The organism is Mesorhizobium sp. P170090 (assembly GCF_057786115.1).
In genome coordinates this window covers 3933636-3949209 of sequence record NZ_JBYNWH010000001.1, presented here as the reverse complement: position 1 = coordinate 3949209, position 15574 = coordinate 3933636, and the positions used below count along the sequence as shown (strand labels likewise).

Genomic DNA, 15574 nt, shown 5'->3' with positions numbered 1-15574 from the left:
AAGACCGCTGCGCACTTTTGGGCGACATGAATTAGCGCGCGCTCAATCCAAAACCCTGCATCAGCCGGCTGATGGCGAAGTCCGTCTTTCCCGAGGTAAAGACGGCGATGTCGGGCTCGCTTTGCGGCAATGGCCCGTCGACAGCCGGAAGCAGAGACAGAGCGCGCCGCGCAATCGCCTCGGCCGGGTCGATCCAGTCGACCGGCCAGGGCGCGGTCTTGCGCATGCGATTGGCCAGGAACGGATAGTGCGTGCAGGCGAGCACGACGATGTCCGTGCGCAAATCGTCATGCTGGACGAAACACGGTGCGATCTCGGCACGCACGGCCTCCTCGTCGACAAAGCCCTCGCGCATGTAGGCCTCGGCCAGTCCGGCGAGATTGTTGCTGCCGACCAGCCGGACATGGCATTTCTGCGCCCATTTGCCGATCAGGTCGCGCGTGTACTGGCGCTTCACCGTGCCCGGCGTCGCCAGCACCGAGACCAGCCCGGACCGGGTGCGCTCGGCAGCCGGCTTGATTGCCGGCACCGTGCCGACAAAGGGATGGCCAGGGAATTTTTCCCGCAACGCATCGATCACCAGCGTCGAAGCGGTATTGCAGGCGACGACCGAAATTTCCGGATCAAAACGGTCGAGCAGCTTGGCGAAGAGCTCGACTATATGGGCCTGCAGCGCCGGCTCTTCCCAGGCGCCGTAGGGAAAGGCCTTGTCATCGGCGACGTAGACGAAGCGCCGGTCGGGCATCAGCACGCGCGCTTCGCGCAGCACGGTCAATCCGCCAACGCCGGAATCGAACATCAGTATCGGACGGTGGCTCATTGATATCGGACCATGAAAGAGGCTGGATCAGAAGGCTTGGCGGTCATTGGCGAATGCCGTTCTATCTGCAACCATCATGGCCTTGAAGTGGCGAATGTTAGCAACTTCCACGCAAAGCCGGCGAAGACGACCTTGCCTCGGTTGCTCTAGAGCCCGCGCTTGCCGAAGCCGGCGGGCCGCGGACGGCCCAGAGGCTGGGCGGACGGCACCGAGCGCGTGGCCGGTGTGGCGTTGCGCATAGAAGACTGTGCCGCGCTGCTGGCCATCCGGCTGGATGCCGCAGGCATGGGCGTATCGCCATCGAAATCGAAAACCGATGTCAGTTCGTCGATATTGATGCCGGCCACCGGCTTAGCCACCAGAATCGTGCACCAAAGGCCAAAGATCGACAGCGCAAGCAGGTTCAAACCGCTGGACGTGCTTTCCGGATTGTTGAAATCGATGACCAGCAGCGTGCCTGCCTGCAGAAAGGCGTAGATGGCGCAGAACACGATGTAGGACCACAGGATCCAGGCTTTGCCGTTGGCGTCGCGGCTGCGTCGCCAGGCGATGTTGGCACGCATGACCACAGCCAGGAGGGAAACGATCAGAACCGCGCCTGCCATCCCTTGCCGCGATGGACCGGGCGCCGAGTTGACCAGCCCCTCAAAGCCGATCGTGCCAACGATGCACAGCACGGCAAGAACGGCCTCGAGCAGGGCTACGCCGAGGGAATAGAAGAAGAAGCGCATACGGCCGATTTTGGACGTGAACATCTGCCACCCCACCGTTTTGACAACAATGGATGATAAGCAAATAAAATTCGGTTACTTCAGCCGTTCGAAGCTTAGCGATTTCTAATCTTCTTTATCTGCCTGGGGTTTTCGCGCAGCGGCCGGCAAACGCCTTGGATCGTCTCCCGGCGAGCCGTCACCGCGCGGCATGGCCGGCGAAAACCGGTCGAGCGACGAGATGATGCCACGCAGCACTTTCAGTTCCGGCTCGGCGAAACCGGCGCGCGTCAAGACGGCGCGCAGATTGTCGACCATCTTGGGTTTCTTGGGCGCCGGGCGGAAATAGCCGCGCGCTTCGAGCGCGCCTTCGAGATAGGCAAACAGCCCGTGCAACTCTTCCTTGCTTGCCGGCTTCATTTCAGGGCTGGAGAAATTGGTCGCCGTCTCGTCTTCCAGGCCCGACTTCATCCATTCATAAGACATCAACAGCACGGCCTGGGCGATGTTGAGCGACGAAAAGCCGGGATCGACCGGGAAGGTGACGATCTCGTCGGCCAGCCCGACCTCGTCATTGTAGAGCCCAAAACGCTCGCGGCCGAACAAGATGCCGGTGCGCAGGCCGGCCATCTGACGCGCCCTCAGCGCCCTGCCCGCTTCGACCGGACCACGCACGGGTTTGAAGCCGTCGCGCTCCCGCGCCGTGGTGGCGAAGACGAAGTTGAGGTCGGCGACGGCGGACGCCAGGTCGCCGAACACTGTTACGGCATCGATGACATGGTCGGCGCGGCTGGCGGCGGCGCGCGCCTTCTCGCTCGGCCAGCCGTCACGCGGATTGACGAGACGCAACTCGGCAAGACCGAAATTGGCCATGGCGCGCGCAACCATACCGATATTCTCGCCGAGCTGCGGCTCGACCAGGATGATCGCCGGGCCAGCGGCGCGCTGAAAGTCCGTTCCTGACATGTGGTCCAGATGGCTGCATTGTGAAGTCTCAGTGCGTCCTGCCATATCGATACGACTTTTTGAAGGGTTGTGGCGCGCGATCGACAAATACCCATGGGTCCACCCGCGGGTCTCGCTTGTTAAAAACCTGCGAGGCGTTTCCGATGACCTGACTGACCACACTCCCAAGGTGCGGGGGCTTTTTACGTCTCCAGCAGCGAAATGCTTAGATCCCGATTTACGGAGGGGAATATGGAAAGGAAGGTCATCGGATCGCCGCTACCGAGATCGCCGCGCTGATATTGTTTCAGGCCGCGACAGGCGCGATCAGGCCGAACGTGGAACCGACAGCGAGCCAAACCGGTACCGGCACGAAGTTTGTCGCAAATACAGGTTTAGCCTGGGTACGCCGGATATAGGCGACGCAACATTTACGTCATTGACATCCGCACCGACGGCGGCGACGACCAACGGGTTCCAAATTTTCCACAGACCTGACGTAATCGGGTCCCGGTTATGACTATCCAAGCATCTACGCCCAATACCGCCACAGTGGCGGCCGCGGGGGAATGTTGGAGTCAGACGGTACTGACTGGAAGCGCCTAACCCACGGCGGGCAGGAAACGCTTGCCACCGATGCTGACTTCACCTGACCACGTTGACTAACGGCGAGCATCGCAAGCACACCGGAACGCTGACTGCCAACCGCATCGTTACGCTGTCAAACACCAATGCTTACCAAGCCCTCGCTTCCGCCTCACTCGTACTGGCGGTGGCGCTTTCACGCTGACGATTGCAGACAAAGCTTTGTCGGCAATCAGTGGGCCGAGGTAGAGTACGATGGCGCGGAATGGTATCTGGCCGCATTTGGATCGCCATAGGGAGAATAAACAATGCAATTGCCAAGACCGTAAGCATTGAGCGTCCGACAGGTCCGAAGCCGAGATGTGAAAATGTAAAGGGAAGCAGGTCGGAGTGATCTACGCTCCGGACCCTGACGAGGAATCTGGCATGGAACGGACTGCAAATCACGGGCGAAGGGGGCCCGAGAAACAGCTGATCCCTATCGTGACACCTATGTGCCACAAATTGGAGTGATCGGAATTAAATAACGAATCAAAACACGTGCAGGTGCGGGTGCATCCGGCCCCCATTCAAATCGGTGCCCAATATCGCCAGCAACGGTGTTTATGCGCCGATATTACCTGTGATTGACGCTTTTATTTGCAACCGTGCGTCGCATCGCTGGAAAACCAATTTAGAAAGGTATAATATCCAAAAAGCTTGGGTTCAAAGTTGTATAGCAAATGGTAATTTGGCGGTGGGATTGCGTCCTGCATCCGACCACTATCTGTATGCGCCCCCAAGCGTGTTTAACAGGTTCACCAGCCGGCAAGGGCTGCCGGCTAATCTTTTTAGGAGGGGCAAATGAAGATGTTACGGTTCTTCTTTTCATTCGCAATATTGATTCTGGCGTCGGGCTTCCTGATTGCGCCAGCTTCCGCGCAAGCGACCAGGACTTGGGTTTCCGGTGTTGGCGACGACGCCAATCCCTGCAGCCGCACTGCGCCTTGCAAGACGTTTGCCGGCGCGATTTCCAAGACGGCGACAGGCGGCATCATAAATTGTATCGATCCCGGTGGATTCGGCGCGGTGACGATAACCAAGTCGATGACGATTTCATGCAAGCATGTCGAAGGTTCCATCCTAGCTTCAGGCGTAACTGGCGTAATCATTAATGGTGCCGGTGTTGATGTTGTGCTTCGCGGGCTCGATGTTGACGGCAGCAATGGCGGTGTAAACGGGATTCGCTTCTTGCAAGGTGCATCTCTCATCGTTGAAGATTGCATAATACGTGATTTCACCGCCGCCGCGCCCGCCGGCAGCGGTAATGGCATTCTCGTCAACAACACCGCGCTTGTAACCGAGATTCATGTCAGCAACTCGTATATTACGGGCAATAGCAGGAATGGCATCTCGATCGAACCCGGCGGGAGCGGGGGGGCTACTCTGATGGTCAAGAACAGCGTCCTGTCGAACAATCTCGTCGGATTGCTTGGCTCCACCGGCACAACGACGGGTTCCGTCGATATTAGTGTTACGGACACAGTCGTAGCTGGAGGCGGCGCCCATGGCTTCTCGGCATCTGCCGGATCCGGGGCACTACGGGTGATGTTGAACCGGGTCACGTCGGCAAACAACGGCGACAGCGGCATCCGTTCGGCAAATGCCAACTCTGTCGTCCGCGTTGGAAGCTCAGTCATAAGCGGCAACGGTACTGGTCTCAACACATTGGTCAGCGGCCAAATCCAATCTTACGGCAACAACCAAATTGACGGCAATGTGTCGCCAGGCGTCGCGCCGACACCAGTCGCGTTGAAATAGCCGACAGGCAGTGTCGCGTGGAAAGTCCACGCGACACAGCACCGTTGGGTGACGATTGCGGCCCATCTCATCCGATTATAAATTGGCATATGATGTCTCTACGCAAACGCGTCGGTTTGCGCGGCCAAATAGGCTTTGATATACGCTCCGCATACCCGGCCGAAGCCATGCGGGCGAGGCCGTTTTGTTCCCCAAAAGCGAGGCATTCTTTTCATGGCGAAGATCAAGGTGGCGAACCCGGTCGTCGAGCTCGACGGCGACGAGATGACCCGCATCATCTGGCAGTTCATCAAGGACAAGCTGATCCACCCTTATCTCGACCTGAAGCTCGAATATTACGACCTCGGCGTCGAGCACCGCGACGCCACCAACGACCAGGTGACCATCGATTCGGCCAATGCCATCAAGAAATGGGGCGTCGGCGTGAAATGCGCGACGATCACGCCCGACGAGCAGCGCGTCGAGGAATTCAAGCTGAAGAAGATGTGGAAGTCGCCCAACGGCACCATCCGCAACATTCTCGGCGGCACCATTTTTCGCGAACCGATCATCATGAAGAACGTGCCGCGCTTGGTGCCGGGATGGACCAAGCCGATCATCGTCGGCCGTCATGCTTTCGGCGACCAGTATCGCGCCACCGATTTCCGCTTCCCCGGCAAGGGCAAGCTGACCATCAAGTTCGTCGGCGAGGACGGCAAGGTGATCGAGCATGACGTGTACGACGCACCCGGCGCCGGCGTTGCCATGGCGATGTACAATCTCGACGACTCCATCCGGGAATTCGCCCGCGCCTCGCTGAATTACGGCCTGCTGCGCAATTATCCGGTTTATCTCTCGACCAAGAACACCATCCTCAAAGCCTATGACGGCCGCTTCAAGGACATTTTCCAGGAGGTCTACGAGGCTGAATTCGAGGCCGAGTTCAAGGCGAAGAAGCTGTGGTACGAGCACCGGCTGATCGACGACATGGTGGCCTCCGCCCTGAAATGGTCTGGCGGCTATGTCTGGGCCTGCAAGAATTATGACGGCGACGTCCAGTCCGACACGGTGGCGCAAGGTTTTGGCTCGCTCGGCCTGATGACCTCCGTGCTGATGACGCCGGACGGCAAGACGGTGGAAGCGGAGGCCGCGCACGGCACCGTGACGCGCCACTATCGCCAGCACCAGAAGGGCGAGGAAACCTCGACCAATTCGATCGCCTCGATCTTCGCCTGGACGCGCGGCCTCGCCCACCGCGCCAAGCTCGACGATAATGCCGAGTTGAAGCGATTTGCCGACACGCTGGAGAAGGTCTGCATCCAGACGGTTGAGAGCGGCTTCATGACCAAGGACCTGTCGCTCTTGATCGGTCCCGACCAACCATGGCTGTCGACCACCGGCTTCCTCGACAAGATCGACGAGAATTTGCAGAAGGCGATGGCGTAAGCCGGCAGCCATGGCCAAGCCGGTCGTCTACGGGGCGGACTACAGCGTCTATGTGCGCGTCGTCCGCCTCGTGCTGGCGGAAAAAGGCATCGACTACGACCTTGTGCCGATCGATGTCTTTGCCGCCGAGGGCGCTCCCGCCTGGTACTTCGAGCATCACCCTTTCGGCCGCATTCCGGCCTTCGAGCATGACGGGTTTCGCCTGTTCGAAACCAGCGCAATCGCCCGCTATGTCGACGAGGCGTTCGACGGCCCGGCACTGCAGCCAAAAGACGCCCGCACCCGCGCAACGATGAACCAGATCATCGGCATGCTCGACGCCTATGCCTACAGATCGATGGTCTGGGACGTCGCCGTCGAGCGGCTTGAGAAGGAAGCGCCAGACGAGGCACTGGTCGCCAACGGGCTGCGCCAGGCGGAAACGGTGCTGCGGGTGCTCACCGCACTCAAGCCTCCCGGGCCGTGGCTGCTCGGCGACCAGCTGACGCTGGTCGACCTGCATGCGGCATCCATCATCGCCTATTTCGTCAAGGTCGCCGACGGGCAAAAGCTGCTTGCGGCGTTCGCCGACATCCAGGCCTGGTGGGACGGCATCGCAAAACGTCCGAGCCTGGCGGCGGGCTGATATGGGTTCGGGCCATGGCTGACCCATCTCGCCAGGACGCGCTCACCGTCGCCAGAATTGTCAGGGTCAACCACGCCGGTGAGTTCGGTGCGATCAGGATCTATTCGGCGCAGATTCTTGTCGCCAGGCGCTTCTGGCCGGATTGCGTGCCATCCTTGTCGGAGATGCTCGGGCACGAGCGCACGCATTGCGCCGCCTTCCGTGCCGCCATGCCGGCGCGGAAGGCGCGACCGTGCCGGGTGATGCAATTCTGGAGCTGGGGTGGCTGGCTGCTGGGTTTTGTCACCGCCCTGCTCGGTCCGCAAGGCATCTGGGCCTGCACGGCGGCGGTTGAAGCGGCGGTGCATCGCCATCTGGACGATCAGCTGTTTTTCCTCGCCAATCGCGACCACGACTTGCACGGCATCATCCTGGCGATCCGCGAGGAAGAGCTCGCCCATCTCCATCACGCCGAAGAGCAGCTGAAATCGCCCGGCCCGGCGCTGAACTTTTTACGGTCGCTGATTTCGATCGCCACGGACGTGCTGATCTGGCTGTCCACCTGGGGCGATTCCAGCAGAATGACGCGCGCCCTGAAGGCGGCGAAAAGAACTAGACTAGCTAGACGGACCGTCTAAGAGCTGATTGCCGGCTTGCCACTATCAGCCACAGAATGGCAAGCACGGCGGCGAAGGCCGGAAAGCCGCACACAAAACCAGATAAGGCATAGGGTGGGTTTCAGGCTGCCTCCAGCGCCGCCCTCACCGCGGCGATCGCATCATTGGCCTTCGAGGCGTCCGGGCCGCCGGCTTGCGCCATGTCGGGCCGTCCGCCACCGCCCTGCCCGCCCAATGCGGCCGAGGCAACGCGCACAAGATCGACAGCGCTGAAGCGGCCGACGAGATCGTCCGTCACTGCGACCACGACGCTTGCCTTGTTGTCTTCGCCCGCACCGACGAAGACGACGACGCCTGAGCCGAGCGAAGTCTTGCCGGCATCGGCCAGCGGCTTCAAATCCTTCGGCGACACGCCGGAAACCGCTTTGCCGAGGAAGCCGATACCGGCGACGGTTTCGGTGGTGGCCGGAGCATCGGCCGCGGCACCACCGCCCAGCGCGAGTTTCTTGCGCGCTTCGCTCAGCTCCTTCTCGAGCTTCTTGCGCTCCTCGAGCAGCGTCTCGACACGCGCCGGCACGTCGGCCGGCGAGATCTTCAGCACAGCCGCCGTCGCCTTCAGGCGCCTGTCCTGCTCGTCGAGATATTTTCGTGCGGCTTCGCCGGTCAGCGCCTCGATGCGGCGCACGCCGGCGGCGACTGCGCTGTCGGAGACGACACGGACCAGGCCGATATCGCCGGTCGCCCGGACATGGGTGCCGCCACAAAGTTCGACGGAATAGGGTCTATTGGCCTTGGCGCCATGCACGCCGGTGCCCATCGAGACGACACGCACCTCGTCGCCGTATTTTTCGCCGAACAGCGCCATGGCGCCTTCGGCGATGGCGTCGTCGACCGACATCAGCCGCGTCGTCACCGGGCTGTTCTGGACGACGATTTCGTTGGCCATGCGCTCGACCTCTTCGAGGTCTTCGGCCGAGATCGGCTTGTTGTGCGAGATGTCGAAGCGCAGGCGCTCGGGCGCGACCAGCGAACCTTTCTGCGCGACATGGGTGCCCAGCACCTCGCGCAGCGCCTCGTGGATCAGATGCGTTGCCGAATGATTGGCACGCAGCCGGGTGCGGCGTGCATGGTCAACCTTCAGCTCGACGGCTGCACCTGGCTTGACCGTGCCGTTCGTCACCTTGCCCAGATGCACGAACAGGCCGTCGGCCTTTTTCTGCGTGTCGGAAACCTCGATCGAGAAACCTTCGCCGGAGATGATACCGGTGTCGCCCATCTGGCCGCCGGACTCGCCATAGAACGGCGTCTGGTTGACGACCACCGCCACCGCGTCGCCCTTGATCGCGCTGTCGACGGTCTTGCCGTCCTTGACCAGCGCCTGAATGAGGCCTTCCGCCTGTTCGGTCTCGTAGCCGAGGAATTCGGTGGCGCCGGCCTTCTCGCGTACAGAAAACCAGATGGTCTCGGTGGCCGCGTCGCCGGAGCCAGCCCAATGCTTGCGCGCTTCGGCCTTCTGCTGCTCCATCGCATGGGTGAAGCCGGCAAGGTCGACCGAGATGCTGCGCTGGCGCAGTGCGTCCTGCGTCAGATCGAGCGGGAAGCCGTACGTGTCATAGAGCTTGAAGGCAGTCTCGCCGTCCAGCATGTCACCGGCATGAAGCGTCTCCGTCGCCTCCGAGAGCAGGCCGAGGCCGCGCACCAGCGTCTTGCGGAACCTGGTCTCCTCGAGCTTCAGCGTCTCGGTAATCAGCTGTTCGCCGCGCAGCAGTTCGGGATAGGCCTGGCCCATCTCACGCACTAGCGCCGGCACCAGCTTCCACATCAACGGCTCCTTGGCGCCGAGCAACTGCGCATGGCGCATGGCGCGGCGCATGATGCGGCGCAGCACATAGCCGCGGCCTTCGTTCGACGGCAGCACGCCGTCGGCAACCAGGAAAGAGGACGAGCGCAGATGATCGGCAATGACGCGGAAGGAGGCGACCGTCTCCTTGTCGGGTCCCTGCCCGAGCGCTGACGAGGCCGCATCGATCAGATGACGGAACAGGTCGGTCTCGAAGACGCTCTCCACCCCTTGCAGGATGGAGGCCATGCGCTCCAGGCCCATGCCGGTGTCGATCGACGGCCGCGGCAGGTCGATGCGCTCATCCTTGGTGACCTGCTCATATTGCATGAACACCAGGTTCCAGAATTCAAGGAAGCGGTCGCCGTCCTCCTCCGGGCTGCCGGGAGGGCCGCCCCAGATGTGCTCGCCACGGTCGATGAAGATTTCCGAGCACGGCCCGCACGGTCCGGTGTCGCCCATAGCCCAGAAATTGTCGGAGGTCGGGATGCGGATGATGCGGTCATCGGAGAAACCGGCGATCTTCTTCCAGAAGCCGGCCGCCTCGTCATCGGTGTGATAGACGGTGACCAGCAGCTTGTCCTTGTTCAGCCCGAACTCCTTGGTGATCAGGTTCCAGGCCAGTTCGATGGCGCGCTCCTTGAAATAGTCGCCGAAGGAGAAATTGCCGAGCATTTCGAAGAAGGTCAGATGGCGCGCGGTGTAGCCGACATTGTCGAGGTCGTTGTGCTTGCCGCCGGCGCGCACGCTTTTCTGCGCAGTGGTGGCGCGCGAATAGGACCGCTTCTCCAGGCCGGTGAAGACGTTCTTGAACTGCACCATGCCGGCATTGGTGAACATCAGCGTCGGGTCGTTGCGCGGCACCAGCGGGCTCGAGGCCACGACCTCGTGGCCCTCCTTGCGGAAATAGTCGAGGAATGTCGACCGGATCTCGTTCACGCCACTCATGAGTGCTGCCTTTTCGCGAAAACCGCCGGCACGGCCGGCGGACACTGGTCTCTGCTTTTTAGAAGATTGACTTGGCCTTTTAGCGGGCACGCCCCACCCTGTCCAGAAACACGGAATTGGGCCAATCCGGCAACTGCCAAGCCGGCTTCACGCTGCCCAAAAACGAAAACCGCCGGCGCGAAGGCCGGCGGTTTGAAACGCAATACTAAAGAACTCGGTTACTTAAGCATCGGATAATAGACTGGATTTATGGCCGAACTCTGGCCGTGCCCTACATGGCGCCGGATTCTTCCTCGAAGCCGTCGTCGCTTTCGCCGCGCTCGGGGCCACCATTTTCAAGAAATTTCTCGGCGATCAGCCCGGCATTCTGCCGCAGCGCAAGTTCGATCTCACGCGCCGTGTCGGGATTGTCGCGCAGGAACAGTTTGGCGTTTTCGCGACCTTGGCCGAGACGCTGCGAATTGTAGGAGAACCAGGCGCCGGACTTCTCGACCACGCCGGCCTTGACGCCGAGGTCGACCAGTTCGCCGGTCTTGGAGACGCCCTCGCCATACATGATGTCGAACTCGACCACCTTGAAGGGCGGCGCCAGCTTGTTCTTGACCACCTTGACCCGGGTCTGGTTGCCGACGACCTCGTCGCGGTCCTTGACCGAGCCGATGCGGCGGATGTCGAGGCGCACCGAAGCGTAGAATTTCAGCGCGTTGCCGCCGGTCGTGGTTTCGGGCGAACCGAACATGACGCCGATCTTCATGCGGATCTGGTTGATGAAGATGACCATGGTGTTGGAGCGCGAGATCGAGGCGGTCAGCTTGCGCAGCGCCTGGCTCATCAGACGCGCCTGGAGACCGGGCAGAGAATCGCCCATCTCGCCTTCGATTTCGGCGCGCGGCGTCAGCGCCGCCACCGAATCGACGACCAGCACGTCGATGGCGCCTGAACGCACCAGCGTGTCGCATATTTCCAGCGCCTGCTCGCCGGTGTCCGGCTGCGAGATCAAGAGGTTTTCCAGATCGACGCCGAGCTTGCGGGCATAGACCGGATCGAGTGCGTGCTCGGCATCGACGAAGGCGCAGATACCGCCTTTCTTCTGGGCTTCGGCAACTGTGTGCAGCGCCAATGTCGTCTTGCCCGAGCTTTCCGGCCCGTAGATCTCGACGATGCGGCCGCGCGGCAGGCCGCCGACGCCAAGCGCGATGTCGAGGCCCAGCGATCCGGTCGGCACGGTTTCGATCTCGACGACCTGCTCGTTGGCGCCAAGCCGCATGATCGAGCCCTTGCCGAAGGCGCGCTCGATTTGCGACAGCGCCGCGTCCAGAGCCTTTGATTTGTCCACCGCTTTGTCCTCTACAAGCCGCAAAGAATTCTGAGCCATGATACATCACCCCTTGGTCGTCAATGAAGGCCGGACAATCCGTAATCCCTGCCCATTTTGTACTACTTTTGTTCTCGTTTGGCAAGAGGGGTCAAATATCTGAAAAGCAATCTTTATCCGGATTTGTTCTTTTTTTGTCTCATGGTTTCGTTTCCGGATGTATCCACCATTGGGCCAGACGCGCCGGCTGTTTCGATCGGCCGAATTGCCGGCTTGCCTGCGAAGCTCCGCCGCACAGCGTAGCGCTTGTGCGGCTCGAATAACAAAGGTCATATCGCCGGCATGGTGAAATCAGCAAAGATACTGGCGGTGGGCGGCGCCCATATCGATCGCCGCGGCCAGGTGTCGGGCACGTACGTGCCCGCGGCGTCCAACCCCGGCACGATGCGCGAGGATGTCGGCGGCGGCGTCTTCAACGCGCTGCGCAGCCTGGTGCGGCGCGGCGTCTCGGCCTCGCTTTTGTCGGTGCGCGGCGGCGATGCCTCGGCCGAGACGGTTGCGCGCGCCATCGCCGACTCCGGCATTGCCGACCTGTCGGCGGTTTTCCTCGACCGCACGACGCCGAGCTACACGGCGCTGATCGATCGCGACGGCGAGCTGATCACCGGCTTTGCCGACATGGCGCTCTACGATTTGGCGTTCCCCAAGCAGATCCGCCGCTCCAAGGTGCGCGAGGTGGTCGCCGAGGCCGATGCGGTGCTCTGCGACGCCAATCTGCCATCAACGGCGCTGGAGCGGCTGGTGGGGCTCGCCGCCGGCAAGCCGGTGTTCGCCATTGCCATTTCGCCGGCCAAGGTGGTGCGGATGATACCGGTGCTGAAGGAGCTCGCGCAGGTCTTCATGAACCGGCGCGAGGCCATGGTGCTGGCCGGCGTCGATGCCAATGCCACCGAGCGCGAGACCATCGACGGACTGCGCTGCAGCGGCCTCACCAGTGGCGTGGTGACGGCGGGCGATGGCCCGGTGCTGGGATTCGACGAAGCCGGCGCCTTCTCTATCCTGCCGCCGGCGCCGAGAAAAGTCGCCGACGTCACCGGCGCCGGCGACGCGCTGGCCGGCGCCACCATCGCTGCCCTGCTGCGCGGCCTGCCCCTGCGCCAGGCATTGCGCGAGGGCGTTGCCGCCGCCACGCTGGCCATTGAAAGCGCCGACGCGGTTCCGGCCTTCACGATTGCGACCTTCACTGAGGCACTGGCTCTTGTGCCCGACGCGCAGGAAATGGCATGAGGGCGGCCAATTGCCATTGCCGGAGCGCGACGTCCAAGCGGACGCGCGGATCTCCGGATCGGAGACCATCATGACACCGCAAAGCGCCCGCCCCTTGATCGACATCCACGCGCCCGTGGCTGAGGCGCTCGCCGCTGGCCGCCCGGTCGTGGCGCTGGAGAGCACCATCATCACCCATGGCATGCCTTACCCCGACAATGGCGCCATGGCCGCCAATGTCGAAAAGATCATCCTGGACAATGGCGCGGTGCCGGCGACGATCGCCGTGGTTGCCGGCCGCATCAAGATCGGGCTGTCCGACGGCGAGCGCGAGTCGCTGGCGATGACCGGCGACGCCATGAAGCTGTCGCGCGCCGATCTCGGCTTTGCGGTGGCGCAAGGCCGCACCGGCGGGACCACGGTCGCCGCCACCATGATCGCGGCCGACATGGTCGGGATCAAGGTGTTCGCCACCGGCGGCATTGGCGGCGTCCACAAGGGCGCGGAAAAGAGCTTCGACATCTCGGCCGATCTCGACGAGTTGGCGCGCACGCCGGTCATCGTCGTCTCGGCCGGCGCCAAGGCGATCCTCGACATCGAAAAGACGCTGGAAGTGCTGGAGACGCGCGGCGTGCCGGTGATTGGCCATGGCTGCGAGACGATGCCGGCCTTCTGGTCGCGGCATTCGCCGTTCCGCGCGCCGCTGACCCTGCACAGACCGGAAGAGATCGCGCATTTCTACAAGACCAGGGCGGCACTTGGCCTGGTCGGCGGCATGCTGATCGCCAACCCGGTGCCGCAGGACGATGAAATCCCGGCCGACGAGATGGCCGGCTATATCGAGGCCGCGCAGAAGGCGGCGGAAGTGCAGAATGTGACCGGAAAGGCGGTGACGCCGTTCCTGTTGGGCAAAATCCTCGAACTGACCGGCGGCCGGAGCTTGAAGACCAACATCGCGCTGGTCGAGAACAATGCGCGGCTGGCGGCGAGGATTGCCAAGGCGCTGTAGGATCGCCTACGTCGGCGGGACAGCACCCCCCTCTGGCCTGCCGGCCATCTCCCCCGCAAGGAGGGAGATTAACAGCTTAGCCGCAGGCTCCCATTTTCAACGATGGTGATTGGCGAAGGCCAATGTGACAACTGATCTCCCCCCTTGCGGGGGAGATGTCCGGCAGGACAGAGGGGGGTGGGAAGAAACGCGACGGTCCCGGTTCACTTCCCCGCCCGCCGCCCCGCCTCATACGCCCGGCGCGCCCACACCCTCATCTCGTCAGGATCATCAAACGCGTCGTCGGGAATGCTCCAGTACGGCATCGCGACCAGCTTGCCGTGGCGGGTGCCGGTATAGGTCCATTGCTTGCAGCCGGCGGCTTCGAAATCGGGCGCGCTTTGCTCGTCAGCCTTGAGCAGCAATTCGCCGCGCAGCACGATGGCGACGATGACGCCGTCGAAATAGATACCCTTGCCGCCGAACAGTTTTCGGATACTGACCGGGCCGAGGCCTTCGAACAGCTCTTCGATGCGTTCATTGTCCATGCCGCAATCATGTCACCGGGCTTGCCATGGCTGCAACCAAAAACCATGCTGGCAAGTTGAGAGCCATCCGTCGGAGTTTTGTCATGCCGCTGCTGCTCAAGGGATCCTGCCGCTGCGATGCCGTCCATTTCGAGGTGGAGAGCAACACGCCGGTGCCGTTCATGCTGTGCTACTGCTCGATCTGCCGCAAGCAGCAGGGCGGCGGCGGCTTCGCCATCAATCTCGGCGCCGATTACAAGACGCTGAAAATCAAGGGCAAGCGCAATCTCGGCGTCTACCAGGCCGAGATCGCGGACGACGAGCATCCAAAGTGTGAGATTTCGACGGGCGAGCGCAATTTCTGCAAGAAGTGCGGTTCGGCGCTCTGGCTCTACGATCCGACATGGCCGGACCTGGTCCACCCCTTCGCCTCGGCAATCGACAGCGAGTTGCCGAAGCCGCCGGAGAAGGTGCATCTGATGTTGAAATACAAGGCGAGTTGGGTCGAGCCGGTGATCGGCAAGAAGGACAATGCGTTCGACGTCTATCCCGAGGAATCGATCGCCGACTGGCACAAGCGGACGAAGATGTGGGTGAAGTGAGGACTCGGAGCGCGACTTCCGATGGTTAGCGCTGCCCCTCATCCGGCCCTTCGGGCCGTTCGTCATTCGAAAAGCCAAGCAATTGGCTTTTCGCCCGCTGCGCGGACCATTCCTCACCTCCCCGTGAACGGGGCGAAGGAAAGATCAGGCGGAAGCGCGCGCTTCAGCCAGCGCCTTCAGGTCGGCGGGCTTCAGTTCGACGGATTCGCCGCAGCCGCAGGCCGAACTCTGGTTCGGGTTGTGGAAGGTGAAGCCGGTGCGCAGCGTGGTCTGCTCGAAATCCATCTCGGTGCCGAACAGGAAAAGGGCAGCCTCGGGCGCGACATAGACATGCGCGCCGTCGCGTTCGATATGGTCGTCCTTGGTATTGGGCTCGGTCACCAGGTCGACCGTGTATTCCATGCCGGCGCAGCCGCCCTTCTTGATGCCGAGGCGAATGCCATGCGCATTGTCGCGCGTGGCGACGATCTCGCGCACCCGGTCGGCGGCCTTTTCGGTCATCGTGATGACGGCGAAGCGTCCCATTCTTTTTCCTCTTCCATTCCATGCAGGTTCAAGGCCTGCCGAATGATTCCTCACCTA

General features: G+C 61.9%; 14 protein-coding genes. 7 read left to right on the top strand and 7 right to left on the bottom strand.

The window, feature by feature from the left end; genetic code table 11:
• Nucleotides 1-31: 31 nt before the first annotated feature.
• From murI to AC3EML_RS19040, 3 genes are all read right to left on the bottom strand, one after another.
• Entirely contained in the window at nt 32-820 is a 789-nt protein-coding gene (murI, locus tag AC3EML_RS19050; RefSeq protein WP_352520253.1) for a glutamate racemase, read from the bottom strand.
• A gap of 146 nt (nt 821-966) precedes the next feature.
• On the bottom strand, nt 967-1575 hold the full coding sequence (locus tag AC3EML_RS19045; RefSeq protein WP_023731156.1) for a DUF805 domain-containing protein: 609 nt from the start codon (nt 1573-1575) through the stop codon (nt 967-969).
• Between the two features lie 81 nt (nt 1576-1656).
• Nucleotides 1657-2496 carry an RNA methyltransferase gene (locus tag AC3EML_RS19040; RefSeq protein ID WP_352520252.1) on the bottom strand — a complete coding sequence of 280 codons (840 nt, stop codon included), beginning with the start codon at nt 2494-2496 and terminating at the stop codon, nt 1657-1659.
• Between the two features lie 1407 nt (nt 2497-3903).
• On the opposite strand from AC3EML_RS19040, the gene AC3EML_RS19035 reads away from it, so the two are divergent.
• From AC3EML_RS19035 to AC3EML_RS19020, 4 genes are all read left to right on the top strand, one after another.
• The gene (locus tag AC3EML_RS19035; protein ID WP_352520251.1) at nt 3904-4860 is read left to right on the top strand and encodes a right-handed parallel beta-helix repeat-containing protein; all 957 of its coding nucleotides are present in this window, start codon (nt 3904-3906) and stop codon (nt 4858-4860) included.
• A gap of 213 nt (nt 4861-5073) precedes the next feature.
• Nucleotides 5074-6285: an NADP-dependent isocitrate dehydrogenase gene (locus AC3EML_RS19030; protein WP_023669114.1), complete on the top strand. Its 1212-nt coding sequence runs from the start codon at nt 5074-5076 to the stop codon at nt 6283-6285.
• A gap of 10 nt (nt 6286-6295) precedes the next feature.
• Nucleotides 6296-6910: a glutathione S-transferase family protein gene (locus AC3EML_RS19025; RefSeq protein ID WP_352520250.1), complete on the top strand. Its 615-nt coding sequence runs from the start codon at nt 6296-6298 to the stop codon at nt 6908-6910.
• Between the two features lie 14 nt (nt 6911-6924).
• Entirely contained in the window at nt 6925-7527 is a 603-nt protein-coding gene (locus AC3EML_RS19020) for a demethoxyubiquinone hydroxylase family protein (protein ID WP_352520249.1), read from the top strand.
• Nucleotides 7528-7627: 100 nt separating this feature from the next.
• Here AC3EML_RS19020 and alaS read toward each other — a convergent pair whose 3' ends face one another.
• Both alaS and recA read right to left on the bottom strand, forming a co-directional pair.
• A complete protein-coding gene (gene alaS / locus AC3EML_RS19015; RefSeq protein ID WP_352520553.1) occupies nt 7628-10294 on the bottom strand; it encodes an alanine--tRNA ligase in 2667 nt (888 codons plus the stop codon).
• Nucleotides 10295-10565: 271 nt separating this feature from the next.
• Nucleotides 10566-11669, bottom strand: coding sequence for a recombinase RecA (gene recA / locus AC3EML_RS19010; protein ID WP_023669117.1), 1104 nt, complete (start codon nt 11667-11669; stop codon nt 10566-10568).
• Between the two features lie 282 nt (nt 11670-11951).
• Between recA and AC3EML_RS19005 the strand changes: the two genes are divergently transcribed.
• A complete protein-coding gene (locus AC3EML_RS19005) occupies nt 11952-12896 on the top strand; it encodes a carbohydrate kinase family protein (protein WP_023734523.1) in 945 nt (314 codons plus the stop codon).
• 70 nt (nt 12897-12966) lie between these two features.
• Nucleotides 12967-13884 (top strand): pseudouridine-5'-phosphate glycosidase, encoded by a 918-nt coding sequence (locus AC3EML_RS19000; protein WP_023734522.1) that lies wholly within the window; start codon nt 12967-12969, stop codon nt 13882-13884.
• Between the two features lie 203 nt (nt 13885-14087).
• On the opposite strand, the gene AC3EML_RS18995 is transcribed toward AC3EML_RS19000, so the two are convergent.
• Complete coding sequence (locus tag AC3EML_RS18995) at nt 14088-14411, bottom strand: TfoX/Sxy family protein (protein WP_023669120.1); 324 nt, start codon at nt 14409-14411, stop codon at nt 14088-14090.
• A gap of 83 nt (nt 14412-14494) precedes the next feature.
• On the opposite strand from AC3EML_RS18995, the gene AC3EML_RS18990 reads away from it, so the two are divergent.
• Nucleotides 14495-14992 (top strand): GFA family protein, encoded by a 498-nt coding sequence (locus tag AC3EML_RS18990; protein ID WP_023669121.1) that lies wholly within the window; start codon nt 14495-14497, stop codon nt 14990-14992.
• A 144-nt stretch (nt 14993-15136) separates the two neighbouring features.
• Here AC3EML_RS18990 and sufA read toward each other — a convergent pair whose 3' ends face one another.
• Nucleotides 15137-15517 carry a Fe-S cluster assembly scaffold SufA gene (gene sufA, locus AC3EML_RS18985; protein ID WP_013532156.1) on the bottom strand — a complete coding sequence of 127 codons (381 nt, stop codon included), beginning with the start codon at nt 15515-15517 and terminating at the stop codon, nt 15137-15139.
• Nucleotides 15518-15574 lie beyond the last annotated feature (57 nt).

Excerpts from the sequence above, each read along its gene's own strand:
- murI (WP_352520253.1), bottom strand. The coding sequence starts at position 820 with ATGAGCCACCGTCCGATACTGATGTTCGATTCCGGCGTTGGCGGATTG.
- AC3EML_RS19045 (WP_023731156.1), bottom strand. The coding sequence starts at position 1,575 with ATGTTCACGTCCAAAATCGGCCGTATGCGCTTCTTCTTCTATTCCCTC.
- AC3EML_RS19040 (WP_352520252.1), bottom strand. The coding sequence starts at position 2,496 with ATGTCAGGAACGGACTTTCAGCGCGCCGCTGGCCCGGCGATCATCCTG.
- AC3EML_RS19035 (WP_352520251.1), top strand. The coding sequence starts at position 3,904 with ATGAAGATGTTACGGTTCTTCTTTTCATTCGCAATATTGATTCTGGCG.
- AC3EML_RS19030 (WP_023669114.1), top strand. The coding sequence starts at position 5,074 with ATGGCGAAGATCAAGGTGGCGAACCCGGTCGTCGAGCTCGACGGCGAC.
- AC3EML_RS19025 (WP_352520250.1), top strand. The coding sequence starts at position 6,296 with ATGGCCAAGCCGGTCGTCTACGGGGCGGACTACAGCGTCTATGTGCGC.
- AC3EML_RS19020 (WP_352520249.1), top strand. The coding sequence starts at position 6,925 with ATGGCTGACCCATCTCGCCAGGACGCGCTCACCGTCGCCAGAATTGTC.
- alaS (WP_352520553.1), bottom strand. The coding sequence starts at position 10,294 with ATGAGTGGCGTGAACGAGATCCGGTCGACATTCCTCGACTATTTCCGC.
- recA (WP_023669117.1), bottom strand. The coding sequence starts at position 11,669 with ATGGCTCAGAATTCTTTGCGGCTTGTAGAGGACAAAGCGGTGGACAAA.
- AC3EML_RS19005 (WP_023734523.1), top strand. The coding sequence starts at position 11,952 with ATGGTGAAATCAGCAAAGATACTGGCGGTGGGCGGCGCCCATATCGAT.
- AC3EML_RS19000 (WP_023734522.1), top strand. The coding sequence starts at position 12,967 with ATGACACCGCAAAGCGCCCGCCCCTTGATCGACATCCACGCGCCCGTG.
- AC3EML_RS18995 (WP_023669120.1), bottom strand. The coding sequence starts at position 14,411 with ATGGACAATGAACGCATCGAAGAGCTGTTCGAAGGCCTCGGCCCGGTC.
- AC3EML_RS18990 (WP_023669121.1), top strand. The coding sequence starts at position 14,495 with ATGCCGCTGCTGCTCAAGGGATCCTGCCGCTGCGATGCCGTCCATTTC.
- sufA (WP_013532156.1), bottom strand. The coding sequence starts at position 15,517 with ATGGGACGCTTCGCCGTCATCACGATGACCGAAAAGGCCGCCGACCGG.